Source organism: Streptomyces sp. NPDC041068 (assembly GCF_040647455.1).
Taxonomy (GTDB): Bacteria; Actinomycetota; Actinomycetes; order Streptomycetales; family Streptomycetaceae; genus Streptomyces.
The window spans coordinates 180367-202082 of the sequence record NZ_JBEZCG010000017.1 but is presented as its reverse complement, the minus strand read 5'-3'; the positions used below and the strand labels follow the sequence as shown (position 1 = coordinate 202082).

Sequence of the window (21716 nt, the reverse complement as noted above, 5' to 3'; positions counted from 1 at the left end):
GCACGTCACTTACTGCCGACTGATCGCCCTCGTCACCCCCGCCGCGATCGTCGTGGCCAAGGTCCACCCCAGAACAACCAACGCGTACCCGAACCACTGATACGCCCCCTCCGCCGCATACGCCCTCTCCTGCCCGAAGTCCACGATCGGCAACAGCAGGTCCAGCGTGAAGAAGACCGCGTTGAAGTCGGGGGCCTCGCCCGGCTTCAACGCGGGCGGCCTACGCAGCGCAAACGTCACCGCGCCGACCAGCACCAACGACAACAACCACGCCGCCGCCCATGTGGGCCGGAACCCATAGCCGACCGTCACGTCCTGGAGGTACCCCCAGGCCCTGGCATAGCGCGGCAGCGTCGCGCGATGGCGGCGCTGCTTCGCGAGCTGCACCGTCCGAGCCGCCGCATCGTCGCCGACATGGCGGTACGCGGCGGTCAACTGCTCGTACGCGTACGGCACATAGCCGTCGGCGTCGCGCTCCAGGACCTGGAGGCGGCGCTCGACGGGCTCGTGGGGGTCGAGGACCGCGTAGGTCAGGCCGTCGAGGCGGACCTCGTCCGGCCAGGTCCCCGGGGCGATGTGCAGCAGGTCGATGTGGGCGCGGCGCAGGGTGACAGAGCCCTCGATGGGGGCGGCCTCCCGCAGCCACAGCTCGCCGACGGCGACGCTGCTGGCGCGCAGAGCCATGCCGCCCGGGTTGGACAGGCTGGCGTAGGCGAGGTTCAGCTGCCCCGGAATGCGGGCGCCCCGCAGGTTGACCCGCCCGTACGCCCGCAGCCGCATCGCATGCAGATCGGCACCCGCGTTGAGGGTCGACGCATGCAGCGCCGTACCGCCGGGATTACTGAGCACCGCGTCGTCGAACGTGATGTTCCCCGCGATGACCGCCCCCGCCATGCGGACCAGGCCGTGCGCGGTGAAGCCGCCGTCCGCCTGGAAGTCGTCGTCGATGGTGACGCGGTTGAGCGCGAGGACGGGCTCGGACCACTCCACGCCCTGCTCGCCGAGTTCGGCCGAGTCGAAGAAGACCGCCCCCGAGATCCGCGCACCGGCGAGCCGGACGGGACCGCGCACATGGCACCCCGTCATCCGCAGCGAGCCGTCGACCCGGAGGGCTATGGCGTTCAGGCCGGGCAGCGCGGACCAGCTGAGGTGTAGCTGACGCAGCTGCGCGCCGTACAGGTTCAGTTCCTCGTCGAAGTAGCAGGACCAGAGGCGGATCGGCGCCGCGATGTCCGCATGCTGGAGGTCGAGACGGCCGATGACACGGGCGCCAGTGAGGTGGAGCTTCGCCGTCTCCCCGTCACGGCGGGGCCCATCGAGGAGCAACGCCCGCAGCACCTCGGCCCGCACCGTCCGCTCGGGCCCCCAGCCCGCGCCGGACATGGCGGATTCCCTGTCCGTCGGCCGGAAGTCGACTTTCCGCCCCAGCGGATACGCCTCCCACACCCGCCGCTCCGCTGCGGTCAGTTGACTGATCTCCACCGCCGAGACTCTAGGCGAAGGCGTCGGCCAGCGCCTGCGTCTCCGCGTACGAGAGAACACCCTCGGCCGACTTCGCGTCCCCGCGTGCCACCGCTTCGAGCGCCGTCACCGCCGCCCCCAGCGCCGCCCGGAACAGCAGCGAGCCGCAGCTGACCCGCCCCACGCCCGCCTCCGCCAGCTCGGGCAGGGCGGGTCCGTCCGGGGCGTGGAGGATGTTGAGCGGGGCGTCGAAGCCGGAGGCCAGGTCGGCGATGACACGTACGTCCTTCAGCCCCGGCACGAAAAGACCATCCGCGCCCGCCTGTTGATACGCCGCGAACCGCTCCTCGGTCCGCACCGCCACGCACCCGTCACCGCCCGGCGAAAGCCAGTACGTGTCCGTGCGCGCGTTGACGAAGAGTCGGCCCCGCACCGCCTCCCGCACCGCCCGCAGGATCTCGCACTGGTGACCGGTCTCCCGCAGCGTGCCGTCGGGGCGGCCGTCCTCGATGTTCACGCCGACCACGCCCGCCTCCGCCAACTCGACGGCCAGCGCGGCGACTTCCTCGGGGCGGTCGCTGAAGCCGCCCTCGATGTCGACGCTGAGCAACGCGTCGAGGCGGGCCAGGCCGCGGGCCAGGCGGACGGTCTCCTGCCGTGCGGTGCCCGCACCGTCGGGCAGACCCGCCGCCGACGCCACGCCCAGGCTGGTCGTCCCCACCGCCCTGAACCCCGCGGCGGCGAACGCCGCGGCCGACGCGTGGTCCCAGGCGTTGGGCAGGAGCAGGGGCGCACCGGAGCGGTGCAGGTCGCGGAACTCCTCGTACCGAAGTGTCATGCCTCGACCGTAAGGGGGCGATCTTTCGGTGGGGGCCGAAGCGTTCCCGTCACCTCACTCCCGCTCCTCCCGCACCGGGAAGTACTGCCGGGGCGTGAGCCCCACGATGCGGTGGAAGGCGGCCACGAACGAGCTGGCCGAGGCGTAGCCGACACGGCGGGCCACCGACTCCACCGGCAGGCCCTCGGCGAGCAGCGGCATCGCGGATCGGATGCGGAGCCGCTTGCGCCACTGGCCGAAGGCCAGGCCCGTCTCGGCGGTGAAGAGCCGCGCCAACGTCCTTGCCGACGCGCCGACTTCGCCGCCCCACTCCTCCAGGGTCCGGCCGTCGGCGGGGGCGTCGGCCAGCGCCCGCGCCACCCGCAGGGCCCGTGGGTCGCTCGGCTCGGTCACGGAGACGGTCGCCACGGGGACGGGCCGCAGGACGTCGAGGAGCACGGCCTCGGCACGGGCGCGGGCCTCCTGGGTGAGGTCGTCCCGTACCAAGTGGTCGATGAGGGCGCGCGGGAGAGGGCCGACCTCAAGGACGGTCGGCTCGGTCCAGACGCGCTCGGCGGGGCAGTGCGTGGGGTCGACGTAGGGGCTGCGCATCACGGTGTCGCCCTCCGCCTCGGTGGCGTGGGGCAGCCCGGCCGGGATCCACAGGGCGAGCGAGGGCGGCAGCATCCAGGTGCCCTGCTCGGCGCGGACCCGGAGCAACCCCCGCGCTGCCCAGGCGAGTTGGTGCACGGGGTGGACGTGGGTGCGGAAAGCGCGGCCGCGCGGCATCGCGAAGTCACCGACGAAGATCGCGGTGGTGGGACGTGTGTGAGGGCCGAAGTTCAGGTCGTGCCGGGGATCGTGTCCGAGGTCGTGTCCGGTTCGCGACATGGGACGGCAGCCTAGCCCGTGGCGGCCACCGAAGGGCCCGGCCTAGCGTCGCCGTATGCCGATGAACGAAGCACACCAAGCGCTGTGCAGCTCCGACGAGTGGGCACAGACCGTCAAGGACCGCATCCTGCCCTGGGCCCTGGAGGACGTCGAACTGGGCGACGACGTCGTGGAGATCGGGCCCGGATACGCCGCCAACCTCCGCGTGCTCGTCGACCTCGTCCCTCGTCTCACCGCGGTCGAGATCGACGGGGCGACCGCCCGGCTCCTGGAGCGCGACTGGGGCGACCGCGCCCGCATCCTGCACGCGGACGCCGCGCAGATGCCGCTGCCCGACGCCTCGTACTCCGCGGTCGTCGGCTTCACGATGCTGCACCACGTGCCGACGGACGCCCTCCAGGACCGGATCTTCGCCGAGGCTTTCCGCGTGCTGCGCCCCGGCGGAGTCTTCGCGGGCAGCGACAGCCCGCCGAGCCGCGAACTCGACGAGCTGCACATCGGGGACGTACTGAACACGGTGGACCCGGCGGGGCTCCCCGACCGCCTGAAGGAGGCTGGTTTCACCGAGGTGGCGGTGGACCTGCATCCGGAATCCGGAGGCATGCGCTTCCGCGCGCACAAGCCATAGCTCAACTCGCAAGCCATAGCTCAAGATGTGGGCATGAAGAGTGACTTGTTCTCCAGTGACCACATGGCGCAGCCCGCCCACGCGCCCGGAATGACCCTCCAGAACGCCAAGTCGATCAAGTACGCGGTCAACGGCGAGATGCACGCACGCCAGGGCGCGATGATCGCCTACCGGGGGAACCTGCAGTTCGAGCGGAAGAGCCAGGGCGTCGGCGGCATGCTCAAGCGGGCGATGACCGGCGAGGGCCTGCCGCTGATGGCCGTGCGCGGCCAGGGCGAGGCATGGTTCGCGAACGAGGCGCAGAACTGCTTCATCGTCGACATCGAGCCGGGCGACGTCCTCACCGTCAACGGCCGCAACGTCCTCTGTTTCGACGCGACCCTCTCGTACGAGATCAAGACGGTGAAGGGCGCGGGCATCACCGGCGGCGGCCTGTTCAACAGCGTCTTCACGGGCTCGGGCCGTCTCGGCCTGGTCTGCGAGGGCAACCCGCTGGTGATCCCGGTGACCCACGGCCAGCCGGTGTTCGTCGACACGGACGCGGTGGTCGGCTGGACCGCCGCCCTGCACACCTCCCTGCACCGCTCGCAGTCCATCGGCTCGATGATCCGCGGCGGCTCGGGCGAGGCCGTGCAGCTGAAGCTGGAGGGCGAGGGCCACGTCATCGTGCGGCCGAGCGAGGCGACACCGCACAAGCCGCAGCAGCACTGAACAAGTACCGTCGGCCCCGTGGGTGTTGACCAAGAGACCGAGAACACGACCGGCGTGCGGCTCCGGCCGCCGCGCCATCCCCTGGACCGGCGGACCGTGGCCTGGTGGCGCGCGCAGCTGCTGCTGACGGTGGCCCCTCCGGTGGTGGTCCTCTGCGTGCTCGGCACGCTCATCGCCCCGGCCCGGTTCTGGCTGCTGCTGCCCGCCGTCGTCATCGCGGTACCGGGACTGCTCGTCACGGTGCTGCTGCCGCTGTGGTGGTACAAGGTGCACCGCTGGGAGGTCACCGATCACGCGGTGTACGTGCGCACCGGCTACTTCTGGACCGAGGGCCGGATCGCGCCGATGTCGCGGCTGCAGACCGTCGACACGACGCGCGGGCCCGTCCAGCGGCTCTTCGGGCTGACCACCGTGACCGTCACCACGGGCTCCGCCAAGGGCGCCCTGAAGATCAAGGGGCTCGAACACGGCACCGCTGCCGAACTCGCCGAGCGGCTCGCGATGGTGACGCAGACGACGCCGGGGGACGCGACGTGAGCGGATCTCGTGACCTGGGCCTTGGCCTTGCCCCTGAGCGGGAGCCAGGGCCGGCGGAGCCCGGTGAGTGGCAGCGGCTCGACCGGCGGTCGCTGCTCGTCACCGTCGAGATGACCGGCGGCGTCGCGGTCGCCGCCGGGGTGCCGACCGCGCTCGGCCTCGCGAGCGCGCTGTCCCTGGGGATCACCCTTGCCTGCGTCCTCGGCGGGGCCGTGCTGCTGGTCGCGGGCGGTGTGGCGGTGGACGCGCTGCGGCTGCGGCACAGCCGCTACCGCGTCGGGCCCGAACGGGCCGAGCTGCGCAGCGGCGTCCTCTTCGTCAAGCACCGGTCCCTGAACCGCGAGCGGATCCGCACCGTCGACCTCGTCGCGCATCCGCTGCTGCGCCTGCTCGGCCTGGTGAAGGTGCGCATCGGGACCGGCGAGCACAGTTCGGCCCAGGAAGCCGCCCTCGAACTCTCCCCCGTCCGCAGGGCGGAGGGCGAACGGCTGCGGCACGAACTCCTGCACCGCGCCGCCGCCGACACCGCGCAGGACACGGAGGGTCGGCTCGCCTCCCTCGACACCCGCTGGATCCGCTACGCACCGGTCTCCTTCGTCACACCGGTGCTCGCGGTCGCGGCGGGCGGGGCCGTGATGCAGGTCAGCGAGTGGTTCGGGGCCCAGAAGGAGGTCATCGAGTGGGTGGGTGACCGGTTCAGCGGGATGTCCGTGGCGGGCATGGTGCTCGTCCTGGCCGCGGTGGCGTTCGTGGCGGGGGCCGTGGGCGCGCTCGGGCTGTGGGTCGAGATGTGGTGGAACTACCGCCTGGACCAGGAGCCCGGCGGCACGCTGCGGGTGCGGCGCGGTCTCCTCACGACCCGCTCGGTCTCCCTGGAGGAGGCCAGACTGCGCGGCGTCGACGTGGTGGAACCCCTCGGCCTGCGGCTGTCGGGCGCCGCCCGGGTCGATGCGATCGTCACGGGCCTCGCCCGCCGTGACGAGGACAGCCATGCCGACGCGAACACCCTCGTGCCGGGTGCCCCGCGCGCCCTGGCCGACGAGGTGGCGGCGCGCGTCCTGCGGGAGCCGGTGACGCCCACCGGAGCCCCCCTCGCCGCGCACCCGCCCGCGGCACGGACGCGACGCCTTCGCTGGGCCGTGTCGGCGACGCTGGCCCCCGTCCTCGCCCTGGTGCTGCTCGGCGCGCTCCTCGGCCTGCCGTTGCTCGCCTGGCTGGGGGCGGGGTGCGCGGTGGTGCTGCTGCCCGTGGCCGTGGCGCTCGCACGGGACGCGTACCGCAGCCTGGGGCACGCGCTCGGCGACGACTACCTGGTCGTACGGTCCGGCACGATCCGCCGGTCCACCGTGGCCCTGCGGCGCGACGGGGTGATCGGCTGGACCGTCAAGCAGTCGGCGCTGCAGCGCCGGGCGGGCCTGCTGACCGTGGCCGCGACGACGGCGGCCGGCGCACAGGCGTACGCGGCGTACGACGTGGGGGAAGTGGAAGGGCTGGAGTTCGCGGAGGGGGCGGTGCCGGATTTGCTCGGGCCGTTCTTGGAACGGGGCTAGCACCGCGTCCCGAAGCTCCGGAGGCCGTGCCCCGTAAGGGGCACGGGTCCGTGTCGATCAGCGGCTCCGCCGCCGAGTTCAGCCGGCGGCCAGCCGCTCGTACCCGACGAGGCGCACGCACACCGCCAGGCCCTTGATCGCCTGCTCCAGCTCCGCGAGGCCCGGGTAGCTGGGCGCGACGCGGATGACGGCGTCGCGCGGGTCGTCCCCGTAGGGGTGCGTGGCGCCGGCGGGCGTCAGGACGATGCCCGCTTCGGCGGCGCGGCGCACGACCTCCTTGGCGCAGCCGTCCGGGACCGTGAGGGTCACGAAGTAGCCGCCCTTGGGCGAGGTCCAGGTGGCGAGGCCCGTGCCGCCGAGCTCGGCGTCCAGGATGCGCGCGACCGTCTCGAACTTGGGCTGCAGCAGGGCGCGTTGGCGCTCCATGTGGGCGCGCACCCCGTCGGCGTCCTTCAGGAACAGCACGTGGCGCAGCTGGTTGATCTTGTCGGGGCCGATGGACCGCTTCTGGTTGCCCGCGAGCAGCCACTTCACGTTGGCGGGCGACGAGCCGAAGAAGGCGACGCCCGCCCCGGCCGCGGTGATCTTCGAGGTGGAGCCGAAGACGAAGGCGCGGTCCTCGTGCCCGGCCCCGGCGCAGGCGGCGAGCAGGTCCGCGATCTCGGCGGGCTCGTCGGTGAGGTGGTGGGCCGCGTACGCGTTGTCCCAGAAGATCCGGAAGTCGGGGGCGGCGGTGGGCATCGCGGCCAGGCGGGCCACGGTCTCGTCGCTGTAGACGACGCCGTCGGGGTTGCTGTACTTCGGCACGCACCAGATGCCCTTGACCGCCGGGTTCTCGGCGACGAGCCGCTCGACCTCGTCCATGTCCGGGCCCTCGTCGGTCATCGCCACGGGGATCATGTCGATGCCGAACCGCTGGCAGAGCGCGAAGTGCCGGTCGTAGCCGGGCACCGGGCACAGGAACGCGATGCGCTCCTGGTCCACCCAGCGCGACTCGGCGCCGGGCAGCACGCCGAGGAGGGCGTGCACGAGGCAGTCGTGCATCAGCTCCAGGCTGGAGTTGCCGAGCGCGAGCAGCCGGTCCGCGGGGACCTGGAGCAGCTCGGCGAAGATCTCCCTGAGCTCGGGCAGCCCCTGGAGCCCGCCGTAGTTGCGTACGTCGGTGCCGTCGGCGGAGGTGTGCCGACCGCTGCCGGGCAGGCTCAGCAGCTCCTCGGAGAGGTCCAGCTGCTCCGGAGCGGGCTTGCCCCGGGTCAGATCGAGGGAGAGCCCGCGCCCGGCAAGGCCTTCGTAGTCCTCCCGTGCCCTCTCCAGCAGCCCTGCCAGGGCCTGGGCGTCGGGGGTCTGCTCGGTGCTCATGGTGGTGCCTCTCGGGGGTGCGGCTCGGGTGGGGTGGAGCCCGCCGAGGATACAAACCGGGGCGTGATCAGGTCACGGCCGCCCGTTTGGCGAGACCGGGGAGGCCGCCGCTGCGGGTCGGCGGTCGAGGGCGAGCAGCAGGGCGCAGGAGAGGGCTGCCAGGGCCGCCGCCGCCGCGAGCAGGGTCGCGGGGTGGGCGGTGGAGGACAGGAGTGTCACCGCGTACGGCGCGAACATTCCCGCGTACGCCGCCGTCCAGAAGTACGCGGTGAGGCGGGCCAGGCGGTGCGGTGGGGCCATGGCCGTGATCTCGGTGAGGCCGTGGGTCAGCACGAAGCCGTAGCCCGCGCCGAGGACCGCGGCGGCGGCGAGGGCCAGGGCCTGGCCGCCGGTCGCTGCGGCGAAGGCGGCCGCGGTGAAGCCCGCGGCGATGATCAGCAGGCCCGCCACGGCCGTGGCCAGGCGGTGCCGTGGCGCCAGGCGGCGGGCAAGCGGCTGGACGAGCAGGCCCGTGCCGGGGACTACCGCGGTGGCCACGCCTGCGTGGACGAGGCCGCCGTGTACGAGTCCCGGGAGGGTGACGAAGCCGATGCTGGGGGCGGCGAAGACCCAGGGGGCGACGGGGAGGACGGCTCGGCGGAAGCGTGTAGCTATGCCTCGTTGATCGGTGCTCGGCATCGTGGGCTGTGCCCACCCTTCCCCGAGCTCTCGGCTCCGCTCGAGCAGGGGAGACCCCACTCGCCGTGCGGAACGCCTGCCCACAGCAGGAGCGGCCATCGACTCGGGCGCCTTCAGCGCAGCCAGCCCCGCCCCTGCGGCCAGCAGAACGTGCGGTACGTACGCCACCACCATCGGCTCCGGCGCCCACCGCGCGATCAGCGCCGCCACCAGCCCGCCCGAAGCGAAGCCCGCCGAGACGAACAACCCCGCCCGGCGCGAAGCCGTGGTCGCGGAAGCGCCCTCACGTGAAGACAGCTCCTTGATCCACGCACTGCCCGCCGCCAGCAGGGCCCCCGCACTCACCCCCGTCACGAACCGCCCCGGCCACAGCCACCCCGTGGCCCCCGCCCCCAGCATCAGCACCCCCGTGGACAGCAGGTTCAGGGCGAGTGCCGCCAGCGCCACCGGGCGGCGGCCCACGCGGTCGGCCAACGGGCCGCCGACGAGGAGGCCGGGGATGAGGCCGACGACGTACAACGCGAAGAGCCCGGTCACCGCGGACTCGACGAGTCCCAGCTCGGAGCGGTAGGCGCCGAGCAGCGCGGAGAACTGGTTGGCGCTCCACCCGGAGGCCACCATGATCCAGGCCGCCCGCACCCCGTACCGGCGGCGCACGGCTCCCAGAGGCGCCGTCGCCGATCCGGCCTCGGAGCGGGCGGAGGTGGTGTCGGTGGTGGTGCTGATGCTCATGGTCGTCAGTTGTAGGCGCGGCCCAGCCCTGCGCGCCGCCCGCGTTCACGAATCGTGAATGGCCCGCGCACCCCCGTGACCACCGGGTTTACGCTGAAGGCATGCCCTCGTCACCGCTCGATCTACGGCTCCTGTCGTCCTTCCTCGCGGTGGTCGAAGAAGGCCACTTCGGCCGGGCCGCGGCCCGCCTCTTCCTCTCCCCGCCCGCCGTCACGCAGCATGTGCGCCGACTGGAGACGGAGCTCGGCACGACCCTGATCGACCGCACCGCGACCCCGGTGGCGCCCACCCCCGCGGGCGTCCGCCTGGCCGGTCACGCCCGTGTGCTGCTCGCCGCCTCGAACGCCGCCCTGGACGACATGGCCGAGGCCACCCACCCCACGGCCGCGGTCCGCCCCCTCCGCGTCGGCATCATGGGCCACGGCTCGGCGGAGCTGACCCCGGCCGCGATCAACGCCTACCGCCGTGCCCGCCCCGAAGTCCGCGTGGAGATACGCCAGTTGGACTTCACCGAGCATGTGACGGCGCTGACGGAGGACCGCGTGGACGTGGCCTTCGTCCGGCCGAGCCCCGACGACGAGCGGGTCGTGTCGGACGTCCTGACCACGGAGCAGCGCATCGTCGTCGTCCCCGCGCACTCCCCGCTGGCGGACGCCCGGCTCACCGGCGCGAGCGTCGCCGACATCGCGGGCCTGCCCTTCTTCCGCGTACCCGGCCACACCCCGCGCCCCTTCACGCAGTACCTCTACTTCGACGACGAGGCCCAGCGCCGCAGCACGGACTTCGCGGTGACCCCGCAGGAGGTGCTCACCGGCGTGATCACGGGCCGGGCCGCGGGCTCGGGCCTGAAGTCCTTCGCCCGCTACTACGCCTGGCCTGGCGCCGCCTTCGTACCGATCATCGACGCGCCGTGGGAGAGCAGCCATCTCGCGGTGCGCGCGGACGAGGAGAACCCCGAGGTGCGGATCTTCCGCGCGCTCACGGTGGCGCTCGCGCGGGAGCTCGGGCCCGTCATCAACGGCGAGGGCCTGAGCCCTTAGCCGATGACGGCACGGAGCGGCCTCGGCCCGACTCTCGGCCCGACTCCCTTTCCCGGACGATCACTTGGAGGTGCCTGTCGTCGGCGGGGCGGTCCGCCGGCTGGCAGAGCACGAACGCGACGTCGTCGGCCAGCGGCTCCCTGGTGTGGTCGGTCAGGCGCGCGTACAGCGCGTCGAGCGCGTCGGCCGGCAGCGGCTCGCCCAGCGCTCGTGCGGCACCTTCGAGCAGTGGGAAGTCGGCGCCGCCCGGGTCGCGCGCCTCGCTGAGCCCGTCGGTGTAGAACAGCACCCGGTCGCCGGGCTGCAGCCAGGCCCGGTGCACCGCGGGCCGCGACCCCAGCCCCAGGGGCAGCGTGGGCTCCGGGGTTTCGAGCAGCTTGACCTGCTGCCCCACCCTCAGCGGCGCGGGGTGCCCGCAGTTGACGATCCTGACCTCGCCGGGGGCGAACTCGGCGAAGAGCGCGGTGACGAACTCCTCCGGCCCCAGCACCCGGGAGATGCGGGTGTCCATCAGCCGTGCCAGGTCCGGCAGTTGGGGCGTCACGTAGGCCTGGTCACGGAAGGCTCCGATGACCTCGGCCGTGAGCCGGAGCGTCTTCAGGTCGTGGCCGCACACGTCCCCGATGAGCACCCGGACTCCGTACGGCGTGTGCGCGATGTCGTACACGTCGCCGCCCACCGTCGCCCCCTGGACAGGACAGTGGTGCCGCGTGCACACTTCCACCCCGCCGATGTGCGTGGCGACGGGGCGCAGGATCGCCCCCTCCGCCACCCGCGCGACCTCGGTGACCCGGGCCAGGGCGGCCGCGTCCGACGCGTGCCGGGCGGCGGCACGGACGGTGAGCGCACCGCCGACCACCAGGACCAGGAGGTCCAGGAAGAGGGACGGTGAGAGCACGAAGCCGTACGTCGCCCAGGTCGCGAGGGCGAGGAGCACCGCCCCGCACGCCACGGCGGCCGTCCGCCGGACGCCGAGCCGTACGCACGCCGCCAGCGGGGCGAGGAGCAGCGTGGCGGCGGTGGGCGTCCAGGTCCCGGTGAACACACCCGGGGCAGCGATGGCGGAGCAGAAGGCCCAGGGCAGTGCGCGGCCGACCCTGGCCCTCCAACGCTCACGCCACCCCTTGAGGATGGCCATGCGCGGCCTCCCTGACTCTCCGACTCTCCGTAACCCCGCTCCATCGAACGGCCACTATGACCGAAAGGTCGCGGCAGCACGACCTGATGTCCGGACCAGGGCACCGATGACCGGCGATGATCTCCTCATGCCGACTTTTGCGCGCCCCGCCCGGGGCGTCACTCAAGACGGGTCAATGTCGCAGCAATCGCAACCCCGCGGCGCCCGCGGGGAGCACACTGTGCGACGTGCATCTCCCCTCCGAGACGACGAGCTTCATCGGGCGGACGGTCGAACTTCGGTCCGTCGAAGCCCTGTTGGCATCGGACCGCCTCGTGACGCTGACCGGCGTGGGCGGCGTCGGCAAGTCACGGCTCGCGCTGCGGGCCGCCCGCCGGGTGGCGGAGGCCTTCCCCCACGGGGTCCATCTGGTCCAACTGTCGCCGCTGCGCGAACCGTCCCTGCTCGGCAACGTCCTCCTGGAGGAGCTCGGCCTGGTCGACCAGGCGGCCGGCCCCGCCGAGGAGCTGGTCGCCCAGTGGCTCGTCGACAAGCGGCTGTTGCTGGTCCTCGACTCGTGCGAGCACCTCGTCGCCGCGTGTGCCCGCGTGGCACGGACCCTGCTGGATACCGCGCCGGAGCTGCGCGTCCTGGTCACCAGCAGGCAGCCGCTCGGCATCGCGGGCGAGCGGTGCTACGAGGTGGAACCACTGCCGGTGGCGCCCCCCACGGCAGAGGCGTACACGGGCACCGGACACGGCGACGCGCTGGCGCTCTTCGCCGACCGGGCGGCCGCCTCGGCCCCGGACTTCACGCTCGACGGCTCGCGGTGGGCCTCGGCCGCGGCCGTCTGCCACCGCCTCGACGGCATCCCCCTGGCCATCGAACTGGCGGCGGCCCAGCTGTCCGACCACACCATCGAGCAGCTCGACGACCGGCTGCAGCACCGCTTCGAGGCGCTGATCGCCCAGGACGGCACGCACGGCAACGGCACCGCCCCGCCGCGCCACCGGACCCTGCGCACCACCATCGGCTGGAGCCACGAGCTGTGCGAGCCGCTGGAGCGGCTGCTGTGGGCCCGGCTCTCGGTGTTCGTCGGCGGCTTCGAGGCGCATGGCGCGCGGGCCGTGGGCGCGGGCGGCCCGCTCCCCGCAGACGAGGTCGAGCGGCTGCTCGAAGGGCTCGTGGCCAAGTCCCTCGTACGCCGCCGGACGGACGGCTCGGGCCCCGTACGGTTCAGCATGCTGGACACGGTGCGCGAGTTCGGCGCGCAGTGGCTGCGCGAGCTCGGCGAGGAGGACGTGGCCCGGCGCAGGCACCGGGACTTCCACCGGGAGCTGGTGCTGCGGGCCGAGGCCGAGTGGCTGGGCCCTCGCCAGATCGCCTGGTACACACGGCTGTCCGCCGACCACGCCAACCTCCGTACGGCGCTGGAGTTCTCTCTGTCGCACGGCGAGGGACGTACGGCCCAGGAGATGGGCGGGGCCCTGTGGTTCTTCTGGTTCGCCTGCGGATTCGCCCGGGAGGGCAGGCACTACCTGACGCGGGCACTCGACCTGTACCACGAGCCGGGCCCTGTGCGCGCCAAGGCCCAGTGGGCGTGTGGCCTCGCGGCCATCGGGCAGGGCGACCTCGACGCCGTGCGCCGTCTCGCGCACGCGCTGCGCAAGACGGTCGGGGGCGCCGATGCCCCGGGGGCCCACGCCGCCACCTACCTCGAAGTCGCCGCCCTGTCCCTGCGAGGTGATCAGGAACGGGCCGCCGTGGTACTCGATTCGACGCCGGAACTCCCGCATCCGCGGGGCGGCTTCCCGGAGGCCTGGCTCCTGCTCGAGGTCACGCGCTCGTTCGTCCACGCCCACCGCGGGAACTTCACCGCCGCCGCGGACAACGCCGACGAGCTGTACGCGAGGACCGAACGGCTCGGCGAACGGTGGATGCGCGCCTGGGTCGGATACACCCAGGCCCTGGCCTCCGCCGGGCTCGGCCGCCACTCGGAAGCCGCGGCCCACGCCCGCGTCGCGCTGGAGGGCAAGGCGCTGCTCCACGACAGCCTCGGTGCCGTCCTGGCCGTCGACCTGCTGGCCTCGACGGCCGTCGCCGCGGCCCGGGGCAGGCACGCGGCCCGCCTGCTCGGCATCGGCCAGCGCATGTGGCAGGCCATCGGCCCGGCCCAGATGGGCATGCCCGAACTGCTCGCCGCCCGCGCCGAGTCCGAGCGCGCGATCAGGACGTCCATCGGCGACACGGCGTACGAGGAGGAGTACGGGACGGGTCTGAGGACCAGCACCTCCGACGGCCTCGCCTACGCCCTCTCCTCGGAGGACTGCACCTCAGAGGACTGCACCTCGGAGGACTGCACCTCAGAGGACCACCCCTCAGAGGACCACCCCTCAGAGGACCACCCCTCAGAGGACCACCCCTCTGAGGACCACGCCTCTGAGGACCACGCCGGATAACCCCGGCTACCCCACCCCCCGCATCCCCTGCCCCGCCCGCTCCCCGATCCCCCGGAAGTGGTCGGCCATCGCCCGCTGCGCGCGCCCCGCGTCCTTCGCGCGCAGGGCGGCCACGATGTCCCGGTGCCGGGCCACCGTCACCTCGGGCGCCGGGTCGCTCGCCCAGCCCTGCGCGCCCGCCACCCGGCGGAAGACGTTCCAGAACGCGCCGAGGAGCTGCGGCACCAGTTCGTTGCCGAGCGGGCGGTAGAGGGTCTCGTGGAACTCGCGGTCCAGGTCGGGGAAGGCGGTCCCGGCATCGGCGGCGTCCTCCATCTGCCTCACCAAAAGCTCCAGTTGGGCCAGTTCGGCCTCGCCGAGCGCCCCGGCGACGCGCCGCATGAGCCCCTCCTCCAGGACCTCCCGCACCTCCAGGATCTCCGCGAGCGCCTGGGTGTCGTCGCGGAGCCCGACGAGCGCGCGGAAGGTCAGACCGTCGGCGAGCGGGGTGAGCGACGCCTGGCCCACATACGTTCCGTAGCCGTGTCTGATCTCCACGATGTCCAGGGCCTGGAGGGCCTTCAGCGCCTCGCGCACGGAGTTGCGGCTGACACCGAGCGCGACCATCAGCTCGGCCTCGGTGGGCAGCGGCGCGCCCGGCCGCAGCCCTCTTTCCAGGATCAACTGGACGACCTCACGCCGCACTTGACCGCTCACACGCCGCTCTCGGATCGGCTCCTGCGCCATGCGCGCCATCGTAGGCACGGATGACATCCCACGTCCCACCTCCGGCACGAGTTCGTCCCGTTCGGATCCCTGCGCACTCTCTTGACCGGGTCCCGCGCCGCTCCTATGGTCGCCACGCCACCCACGACGTAGGACGTGGGACCTCTCAGGGAGGCAAGGGAGACACCGTGAGCGACCTGACCCCTCGGACCGCGCCGGACCGCCGGTCCTTCCTCAAGTACACCGGCGCGCTGAGCGCGGCCGCCGTCGTCACCTCCACGCTCTCCGCCTGCTCGTCGGGGCCCGAGTCCACCAACGAGGCCGACGGCGGCGGCAAGGGCGGCGACGCGACGCTCACGGCTGTCATCGGCTATGGGAACGACGGCAGTTGGGACCCGACGCAGACCGCTTCGGCGTTCGCCATGGCCGGCAACGAACACATCTACGAGGGCCTGCTCGGCACGGATCCGATCACCCGCGAGCCGTACGCGGCGCTCGCCACCGAGGTCCCCGGCGACCTCAAGGCGACCACATGGAAGTTCGCGCTGCGTCCCGGCGCCAAGTGGCACGACGGCAAGCCCGTCACCGCCGACGACGTGGTCTTCGTGTTCGACCGGATCCTCGACCCGGACACCCAGACCCTGGCCAAGGGCTTCTTCGCGAGCTGGCTCAAGGAGGTCAGGAAGGTCGACGCCACCAACGTCGAGCTGATCCTCAAGTTCCCCTTCCCCGACGGCGCCGCGCGGCTCTCCCTCGCCAAGATCATGCCGAAGCACGTCTTCTCCGAGCCGGGGGCGTGGGACGACGCGACCAAGGGCAAGGCGGTGGGCTCGGGCCCGTACAAGCAGACCGCCCACAACCCGAAGTCGAACACGACCTTCGAGGCCTTCGAGGACTACAACGGCCCGCGCAAGGCCGCCTTCAAGAAGATGAACTGGCTGACGATCGTGGACGCCGCGCCGCGCGTGGCGAAGATATCCGGTGGCAACGCGGACGCGGAGATCTCCGACAACATCCCGTACGCCAACATCGAGCAGCTCAAGAAGGACGGCCTGACCGTCGAGGGCGGCGCGGGGATGAACAACCTCTTCCTGCTCTTCAACACCGCGCACAAACCGTTCGACGACGTACGCGTCCGGCAGGCCCTGCACTACGCCATCGACCGCGACAAGATGATCGAGGCCGCGCTCAAGGGCCACGGCAGGGCGGCCACGTCCTTCCTCAACGAGGCCAACCCCTCCTACCGGCCCGCCAAGACCGTCTACGGACACGACCTGGCGAAGGCGAAGAAGCTCATGGAGGAAGCCGGGGTCGACAACCTCAAGATCAACCTCATGGCCGTGAACGTGAGTTGGATCGTCGACTGCCTGCCCACCATCCAGGACGGCTGGGAGAAGCTCGGCGTCGAGGTCACCCTCGACCCGCAGGAGACCACCGCCGTCTTCACCAAGCTGGACCAGAAGAAGGACTTCCAGATCGTCGCCGCCGCCTCGAACCCCAACCAGTTCGGGCTCGACGCCGACCTGATCATGCACTACAACTACGGCCCCGAGAACATCTGGATGGGCTACGCCCGCTGGGCCGACGACCCCGTCGCCAAGAAGCTCTTCAAGGACATGGACCAGGCCACGCGCGAATCCGACGCGGGCAAGAAGAAGACCATGATCCAGGAGTACATCGACACGGTGGCCGAACAGGCCGTGCTCTACCCGGTCGTCCACAACGAACTGATGACCGCCTGGGATCCGGAGAAGATCACCGGCGTCAAGGCGCAGCCCTACCCCGGAATCAACCTGCTCCAGTCCAAGTGGGCCTGAGACAGCGCCACTTCGGGAGTCGCCGGTTCAGGGATCGGCGGTTCAGGAATCGCCATTTCAGGAGTCGCCAGTTCAGGAGTCGTACGCCGTGACCGCAGTCATCAGAATCCTGGCCCGCCGCATCGCCCTGCTCGTCCCGCTGCTGCTCGGCATCGTGCTGTTCGTGTTCCTCGTGATGCGCTTCTCGGACGCCGACCCGGCCTCCGCGTTCTTCCAGGGCGCCAACCCGACCCCCGAGCAACTGCAGCAGTTCCGCGAGGAGAACGGGCTCCTTGATCCGCTGCCCGTGCGCTACATCGCCTTTGTGGGGGACCTGCTCCAGGGCGACCTGGGCATCAGCGTCCTCAACCGCTCCCCCGTCCTCGACCAGGTCGCCACCGCCCTGCCGCTCACCATGCAGCTCACCTTCCTGGGGCTCGGCATCGCCGTGGTGCTCTCCCTCACCTTCGGCGTGACCGCCGCGATCTACCGCGACCGCCTTCCCGACCAGCTGATCCGCGTCGTCTCCCTGACCGGTGTGGCGGCGCCCGGCTTCTGGCTGGCGCTGCTGATGATCCAGTACCTGGCGGTGGACCTCGGCTGGTTCCCGACCGGCGGCTACATCAACCCCGCCGACTCCTTCACCGGCTGGCTCAAGACCATGACGCTGCCCGCCCTCGCGCTCTCCCTTCCGGTGGCGGCCGGCCTGACCCGCATCATCCGCACGGCCGTGGTCGAGGAGCTCGACAAGGACTACGTCCGCACGGCCGTCGGCAGCGGTCTGCCGCCGGTGGTGGTCGTGGGCAGGAACGTGCTGCGCAACGCCCTCATCAACCCGCTCACCGTGCTCGGCCTGCGCGTCGGCTATCTGCTCGGCGGCGCGGTCGTCATCGAGACGATCTTCTCGCTGCCCGGCATGGGGAAGCTGATGATCGACGCCGTGAAGAACGGTGACCCGGCCGTCGTGCAGGGCGTCGTCATCACCACCGCCGTCGGCTTCGTGGTCGTGAACCTCGTCATCGACATCCTCTATCTGCTGGTCAATCCGCGCCTGAGGGAGGCGAGTTGATGGTCACCTCCCGCAAGGCGCTCACCGACAAGCTGGCGGTCCCCGGCATCCGGCTCCGCTCGCTGCGCAAGCTGCCCGTCCTGTCCCGCGTGGCGGTCGGCGTCCTCGGCGTCGTCGTCCTGATGGCGCTCCTCGCCCCGCTGCTCGCCCCGCACGACCCGCTCGACCAGCAGCCCCAGGCGGGCGGCACCGGCGCCCCCTCCGCCGACCACTGGATGGGCCAGGACAGCCTGGGCCGCGACATCCTCAGCCGGCTGATGTACGGGGCACGCTGGTCGCTGGCGATCGGGCTCGGCGCCACCCTGCTCGCCCTGGTCGTCGGCGCGATCGTCGGCGCCGTCGCGGCGACCTCCCGCAAGGCGGTCGACGAGACGATGATGCGCTGCCTGGACGTCGTCATGGCGTTCCCCGGCATCGCGCTCGCCGCCGTGCTCGTCGCGGTCTTCGGCGGCGGCATCCTCGTCCTGATCTGCGCCATCGCGTTCCTGTTCACCCCGCCGATCGCCCGTGTCGTGCGGGCCAACGTCCTCGACCAGTACGGCGAGGACTACGTCGTGGCCGAACGCGTCGTCGGCGCGCGCACCCCGCACATCCTGATCCGTCACGTCGCGGTCAACTGCGCGGCACCCATCCTCGTCTTCTGCACCGTGATGGTCGCCGAGGCCATCGTCTTCGAGGCCTCGCTCTCCTTCATCGGCGCGGGGGTGCGGCCGCCCGACCCGTCCTGGGGCAGCGTCATCGCCGACGGCAAGAACATGGTCCTGATCGGCGGCTGGTGGGCGACGGTCTTCCCCGGCCTCCTGATGCTGGTCACCGTCCTCGCCCTCAACATCCTCTCCGAGGGCGTCTCCGACGCCTGGGCCGCGCCCTCGTCGCGGGACGTCGAGGGCGCGGCCCGCGACGAGGACCGCCTGGAGGCCCCCGAGCCCGGCAGCGGCAAGGTCCTCGACCTGCCGGGCCTGACGGAGGCGGCCCGCCGCCTGCGCACCAGGGCCCGCCCCCTGCCGACGGCGCCCCCGGTCCTGACCGTCGAGCACCTGAGGATCTCCTTCCCCCAGCGGCACGGCGGAGTGGAGATCGTCGACGGCATCACCTTCGACGTACGCCCCGGTGAAGTCCTGGGCCTGGTCGGTGAGTCGGGCTGCGGAAAGTCGCTGACCGCGCTGACGGTCATGGGCCTGGAGCCGAAGGGCGCCCGGGTGGGCGGCAGCGTCACCTTCGACGGCCAGGAGCTGATCGGCCTGCCCATGCGGGCCAGGCGCCGGCTGCTCGGCCACGACATGGCGATGATCTACCAGGACGCCCTGTCGTCCCTGAACCCGGCGATGACCGTGCGCTCCCAGCTCAAACAAGTCGTACGAAGGGGTGGGCGCCGCACACCGGTCGAGCTCCTCGAACTCGTGGGCCTGGACCCCGAACGCACCCTGCGCAGCTACCCCCACGAACTCTCCGGCGGCCAGCGCCAGCGCGTACTGATCGCCATGGCCCTGTCCCGCGACCCGAAGCTGATCGTCGCCGACGAGCCGACGACCGCGCTCGACGTGACGGTGCAGGCGCAGATCATCCAGCTGCTGCTGCGGCTGCGCGAGGAGCTGGGCTTCGCGCTGATCCTGGTCTCGCACGACCTCGCCCTCGTCGCCGACGTCACCGACCGGGTCGTGGTGATGTACGGCGGGCAGATCGTCGAGACGGGCGTCACCGCGGACCTGGTGGAGGCCCCGACCCACCACTACACGCGCGGCCTGCTCGGCTCGGTCCTCTCGCTGGAATCGGCGGCGCGCCGCCTCACCCAGATCAAGGGCGTCGTACCGTCCCCGGCGGACTTCCCGCCGGGGTGCCGCTTCGCGGACAGGTGCCCGCTGGCGAGCGAGGTGTGCCGTGAGCAGACGCCGGTCCTGGTGGGCGGCCGGGCCCACGCGACGGCATGCCATCACCCGGCGCCGCGAAGGGCGCCTCGAAGGGGTGCGGGGAACGGCGCGAGCAACCACGACGAACCCGCATCCGCACACCCCACCGCCCTCCCCACGGCGCGCCGCCCCACAACAGAGGGAAAGCCGAAATGACCACGCCCATCGCGGAATTGACCGACGTACACGTGGTGCACAAGGCACGATCGGGCGGCCTCCTCTCCCGCGACCACGTCTACGCCCTGACGGCCGCCACCCTGACCGTCGCCGGAGGCGAAACCGTCGGCGTCGTGGGGGAATCCGGCTGCGGCAAGTCGACGCTCGCCAAGGTCCTCGTCGGCGTGCAGCCGCCGACGAGTGGAACCGTGTCGTTCCGGGGCGACGACCTGTGGACGATGAGACCCGCCGAGCGCCGCACGGCCATCGGAACGCGCACCGGCATGATCTTCCAGGATCCGTCCACCGCCCTGAACCGCCGGCTGTCGATCAGGCAGATCCTCCGGGACCCCCTGGACGTGCACAGACGCGGAAGCGTGCGCGAAAGGGACGACCGCGTAAGGGAGTTGATGTCCCTGGTCGGCCTGCCGAAGGCGCTCGCGGACGGGCTGCCGGGGCAGCTCTCCGGCGGTCAGCGCCAACGCGTCGCCATCGCGAGGGCGTTGGCGCTCGAACCGGACCTGGTGGTCGCCGACGAGCCGACGAGCGCCCTGGACGTGTCCGTGCGCGCCCAGATCCTGAACCTCCTCCTCGACCTGAAGGAACGCCTGGGTCTCGCCCTCGTCTTCGTCTCGCACGACATCCAGACCGTGCGCAGGATGAGCGACCGCGTCGTCACGATGTACCTCGGGCGGATCGTCGAGGAGTCGCCGGCCGAGGAGATCCTGGACCGCTCCCGGCACCCGTACACGCGGGCCCTGTTCTCCGCCACTCCGGGGCTGCTCGACCCCATCGACCCGATCCCGCTGGCGGGTCCCGTGCCGTCGGCGACCCGGCCGCCGAGCGGGTGTCCCTTCCGTACGCGCTGCTGGAAGGCGGACGAGGTGTGCGCCGAAGCCATGCCGGACGTCTCGGACGTCGGATCGGCGGGCGCGGCGCACCGGTTCCGGTGTTTCCACCCCGTGGGCGAGGGACAGTCCACCCACGAGCTAGTCACCCAGGCCGCCGCCACGGCCCCAGCCACCACCCCCCGGGAGCATCCATGACTCTTCCCACTCCGCTGACCGGTGTCGTCCCGCCCGTCTGCACTCCGCTGACACCGGACCGCGAGGTGGACACCGCCTCCCTCACCAGGCTCGTCGACCATCTGGTCGAGGGCGGCGTGGACGGCCTGTTCGTGCTCGGCTCGACCTCGGAGGTCGCGTATCTCACGGACCGGCAGCGCGCGACCGCACTGGACACGGTCGTACGTCACGTAGCGGGCCAACTGCCCGTCCTCGCCGGGGCGATCGACATGACCACGCCCCGTGTCCTGGACCATGCGCGCGCCCTGGCAGGGGCGGGCGCGGACGCGGCCGTGGTCACCGCGCCGTTCTACACGCGGACCCACCCGGCCGAGGTGGCACGCCACTTCCGCCTTGTGGCGCAGGGCTGTGGGGTGCCGGTTTTCGCGTACGACCTGCCGGTGTCGGTGCACACCAAACTGGGCGCGGAGCTGGTCCTCGAACTGGCCGAGGAGGGCGTGCTCGCGGGCCTGAAGGACTCCAGCGGTGACGAGGGCGCCTTCCGGAACGTGGTGCTCGGGAAGCGGTCGGGGCCGGGGCTCGCAGGGTTCGGCGTCCTGACGGGGTCCGAGGTGACGGTCGACTCGGCGCTCGCGATGGGCGCGGACGGCGTGGTGCCCGGCCTCGGGAACGTGGATCCCGCGGGGTACGTGCGCCTGTACCGCGCCTGCCGCGAGGGCGACTGGGCACGGGCGCGGGCCGAACAGGAGCGGCTGTGCGGCCTGTTCGGCATGGTCACGGCGGGCGACCCGGCCCGGATGGGCGGCAGCTCGTCGGCACTGGGCGCGTTCAAGGCGGCGCTGCACCTGCGCGGAGTGATCGCCTGCCCGGCGACGGCGGACCCCCAGATCCCCCTGTCCCCACCGGAGATCGAAACGGTCGGCAAGCACCTCGCGGCGGCGGGACTGCTCTGAAGGCGGCGGGACCGCTCCGAGGGCGGCGCGGGACGGGCTCACGGCTCTGAGCTCAGCACTCAGCGCTCAGAGCTCAGTACTCAGCGCTCAGTACTCAGTACTCAGTACTCAGCGCTCAAGTACTC

General features: G+C 72.0%; 18 protein-coding genes. 11 read left to right on the top strand and 7 right to left on the bottom strand.

The genetic code is table 11. The features are described from left to right. Positions 1–9: 9 nt before the first annotated feature. From AB0B50_RS34130 to AB0B50_RS34120, 3 genes are read right to left on the bottom strand one after another with little or no spacing between them, the layout of a single operon-like run. Positions 10–1482, bottom strand: coding sequence for a membrane-associated oxidoreductase (locus tag AB0B50_RS34130; protein WP_362339690.1), 1473 nt, complete (start codon positions 1480–1482; stop codon positions 10–12). Between the two features lie 10 nt (positions 1483–1492). Continuing rightward, entirely contained in the window at positions 1493–2299 is an 807-nt protein-coding gene (locus tag AB0B50_RS34125) for an isocitrate lyase/phosphoenolpyruvate mutase family protein (RefSeq protein ID WP_362339689.1), read from the bottom strand. Between the two features lie 54 nt (positions 2300–2353). Then, entirely contained in the window at positions 2354–3169 is an 816-nt protein-coding gene (locus tag AB0B50_RS34120; RefSeq protein WP_362339688.1) for a helix-turn-helix transcriptional regulator, read from the bottom strand. 55 nt (positions 3170–3224) lie between these two features. On the opposite strand from AB0B50_RS34120, the gene AB0B50_RS34115 reads away from it, so the two are divergent. The 4 genes from AB0B50_RS34115 to AB0B50_RS34100 are packed head-to-tail and all read left to right on the top strand — an operon-like array spanning position 3225 to position 6595. Further along, positions 3225–3797: a methyltransferase domain-containing protein gene (locus AB0B50_RS34115; protein ID WP_362339687.1), complete on the top strand. Its 573-nt coding sequence runs from the start codon at positions 3225–3227 to the stop codon at positions 3795–3797. A gap of 33 nt (positions 3798–3830) precedes the next feature. Then, positions 3831–4508 (top strand): AIM24 family protein, encoded by a 678-nt coding sequence (locus AB0B50_RS34110; RefSeq protein WP_362339686.1) that lies wholly within the window; start codon positions 3831–3833, stop codon positions 4506–4508. 18 nt (positions 4509–4526) lie between these two features. Next, entirely contained in the window at positions 4527–5045 is a 519-nt protein-coding gene (locus AB0B50_RS34105; protein ID WP_362339685.1) for a PH domain-containing protein, read from the top strand. Continuing rightward, on the top strand, positions 5042–6595 hold the full coding sequence (locus tag AB0B50_RS34100) for a PH domain-containing protein (protein ID WP_362339684.1): 1554 nt from the start codon (positions 5042–5044) through the stop codon (positions 6593–6595). The genes AB0B50_RS34105 and AB0B50_RS34100 overlap by 4 nt, the downstream gene beginning before the upstream one ends. Positions 6596–6673: 78 nt before the next feature. Here the strand turns inward: AB0B50_RS34100 and AB0B50_RS34095 are convergent, their stop codons facing one another. Together AB0B50_RS34095 and AB0B50_RS34090 are read right to left on the bottom strand one after the other, a co-directional pair. Beyond that, positions 6674–7954, bottom strand: coding sequence for an aminotransferase class I/II-fold pyridoxal phosphate-dependent enzyme (locus tag AB0B50_RS34095; RefSeq protein WP_362339683.1), 1281 nt, complete (start codon positions 7952–7954; stop codon positions 6674–6676). A 72-nt stretch (positions 7955–8026) separates the two neighbouring features. Then, positions 8027–9364, bottom strand: coding sequence for an MFS transporter (locus tag AB0B50_RS34090; protein WP_362339682.1), 1338 nt, complete (start codon positions 9362–9364; stop codon positions 8027–8029). Between the two features lie 101 nt (positions 9365–9465). Between AB0B50_RS34090 and AB0B50_RS34085 the strand changes: the two genes are divergently transcribed. Then, positions 9466–10404, top strand: coding sequence for a LysR family transcriptional regulator (locus tag AB0B50_RS34085; RefSeq protein ID WP_362339681.1), 939 nt, complete (start codon positions 9466–9468; stop codon positions 10402–10404). Here the strand turns inward: AB0B50_RS34085 and AB0B50_RS34080 are convergent. Continuing rightward, entirely contained in the window at positions 10379–11542 is a 1164-nt protein-coding gene (locus AB0B50_RS34080; protein ID WP_362339680.1) for a PP2C family protein-serine/threonine phosphatase, read from the bottom strand. The two genes, AB0B50_RS34085 and AB0B50_RS34080, sit on opposite strands and share 26 nt — an antisense overlap. A gap of 227 nt (positions 11543–11769) precedes the next feature. Here AB0B50_RS34080 and AB0B50_RS34075 point away from each other — a divergent pair, with 227 nt between their 5' ends. After that, positions 11770–13980 carry an NB-ARC domain-containing protein gene (locus tag AB0B50_RS34075; RefSeq protein WP_362339679.1) on the top strand — a complete coding sequence of 737 codons (2211 nt, stop codon included), beginning with the start codon at positions 11770–11772 and terminating at the stop codon, positions 13978–13980. 6 nt (positions 13981–13986) lie between these two features. On the opposite strand, the gene AB0B50_RS34070 is transcribed toward AB0B50_RS34075, so the two are convergent. Beyond that, the gene (locus AB0B50_RS34070) at positions 13987–14715 is read right to left on the bottom strand and encodes a FadR/GntR family transcriptional regulator (RefSeq protein WP_362339739.1); all 729 of its coding nucleotides are present in this window, start codon (positions 14713–14715) and stop codon (positions 13987–13989) included. A gap of 158 nt (positions 14716–14873) precedes the next feature. On the opposite strand from AB0B50_RS34070, the gene AB0B50_RS34065 reads away from it, so the two are divergent. From AB0B50_RS34065 to AB0B50_RS34045, 5 genes are all read left to right on the top strand, one after another. Beyond that, positions 14874–16502, top strand: coding sequence for an ABC transporter substrate-binding protein (locus AB0B50_RS34065; protein ID WP_362339678.1), 1629 nt, complete (start codon positions 14874–14876; stop codon positions 16500–16502). Positions 16503–16590: 88 nt separating this feature from the next. Further along, positions 16591–17550: an ABC transporter permease gene (locus tag AB0B50_RS34060; protein ID WP_362339677.1), complete on the top strand. Its 960-nt coding sequence runs from the start codon at positions 16591–16593 to the stop codon at positions 17548–17550. Further along, entirely contained in the window at positions 17550–19613 is a 2064-nt protein-coding gene (locus AB0B50_RS34055; RefSeq protein ID WP_362339676.1) for a dipeptide/oligopeptide/nickel ABC transporter permease/ATP-binding protein, read from the top strand. Before AB0B50_RS34060 ends, AB0B50_RS34055 begins: the two co-directional genes overlap by 1 nt. After that, positions 19610–20659 carry an ABC transporter ATP-binding protein gene (locus AB0B50_RS34050; protein ID WP_362339675.1) on the top strand — a complete coding sequence of 350 codons (1050 nt, stop codon included), beginning with the start codon at positions 19610–19612 and terminating at the stop codon, positions 20657–20659. Before AB0B50_RS34055 ends, AB0B50_RS34050 begins: the two co-directional genes overlap by 4 nt. Beyond that, on the top strand, positions 20656–21591 hold the full coding sequence (locus AB0B50_RS34045; protein WP_362339674.1) for a dihydrodipicolinate synthase family protein: 936 nt from the start codon (positions 20656–20658) through the stop codon (positions 21589–21591). Before AB0B50_RS34050 ends, AB0B50_RS34045 begins: the two co-directional genes overlap by 4 nt. The last annotated feature ends 125 nt before the right edge of the window (positions 21592–21716 follow it).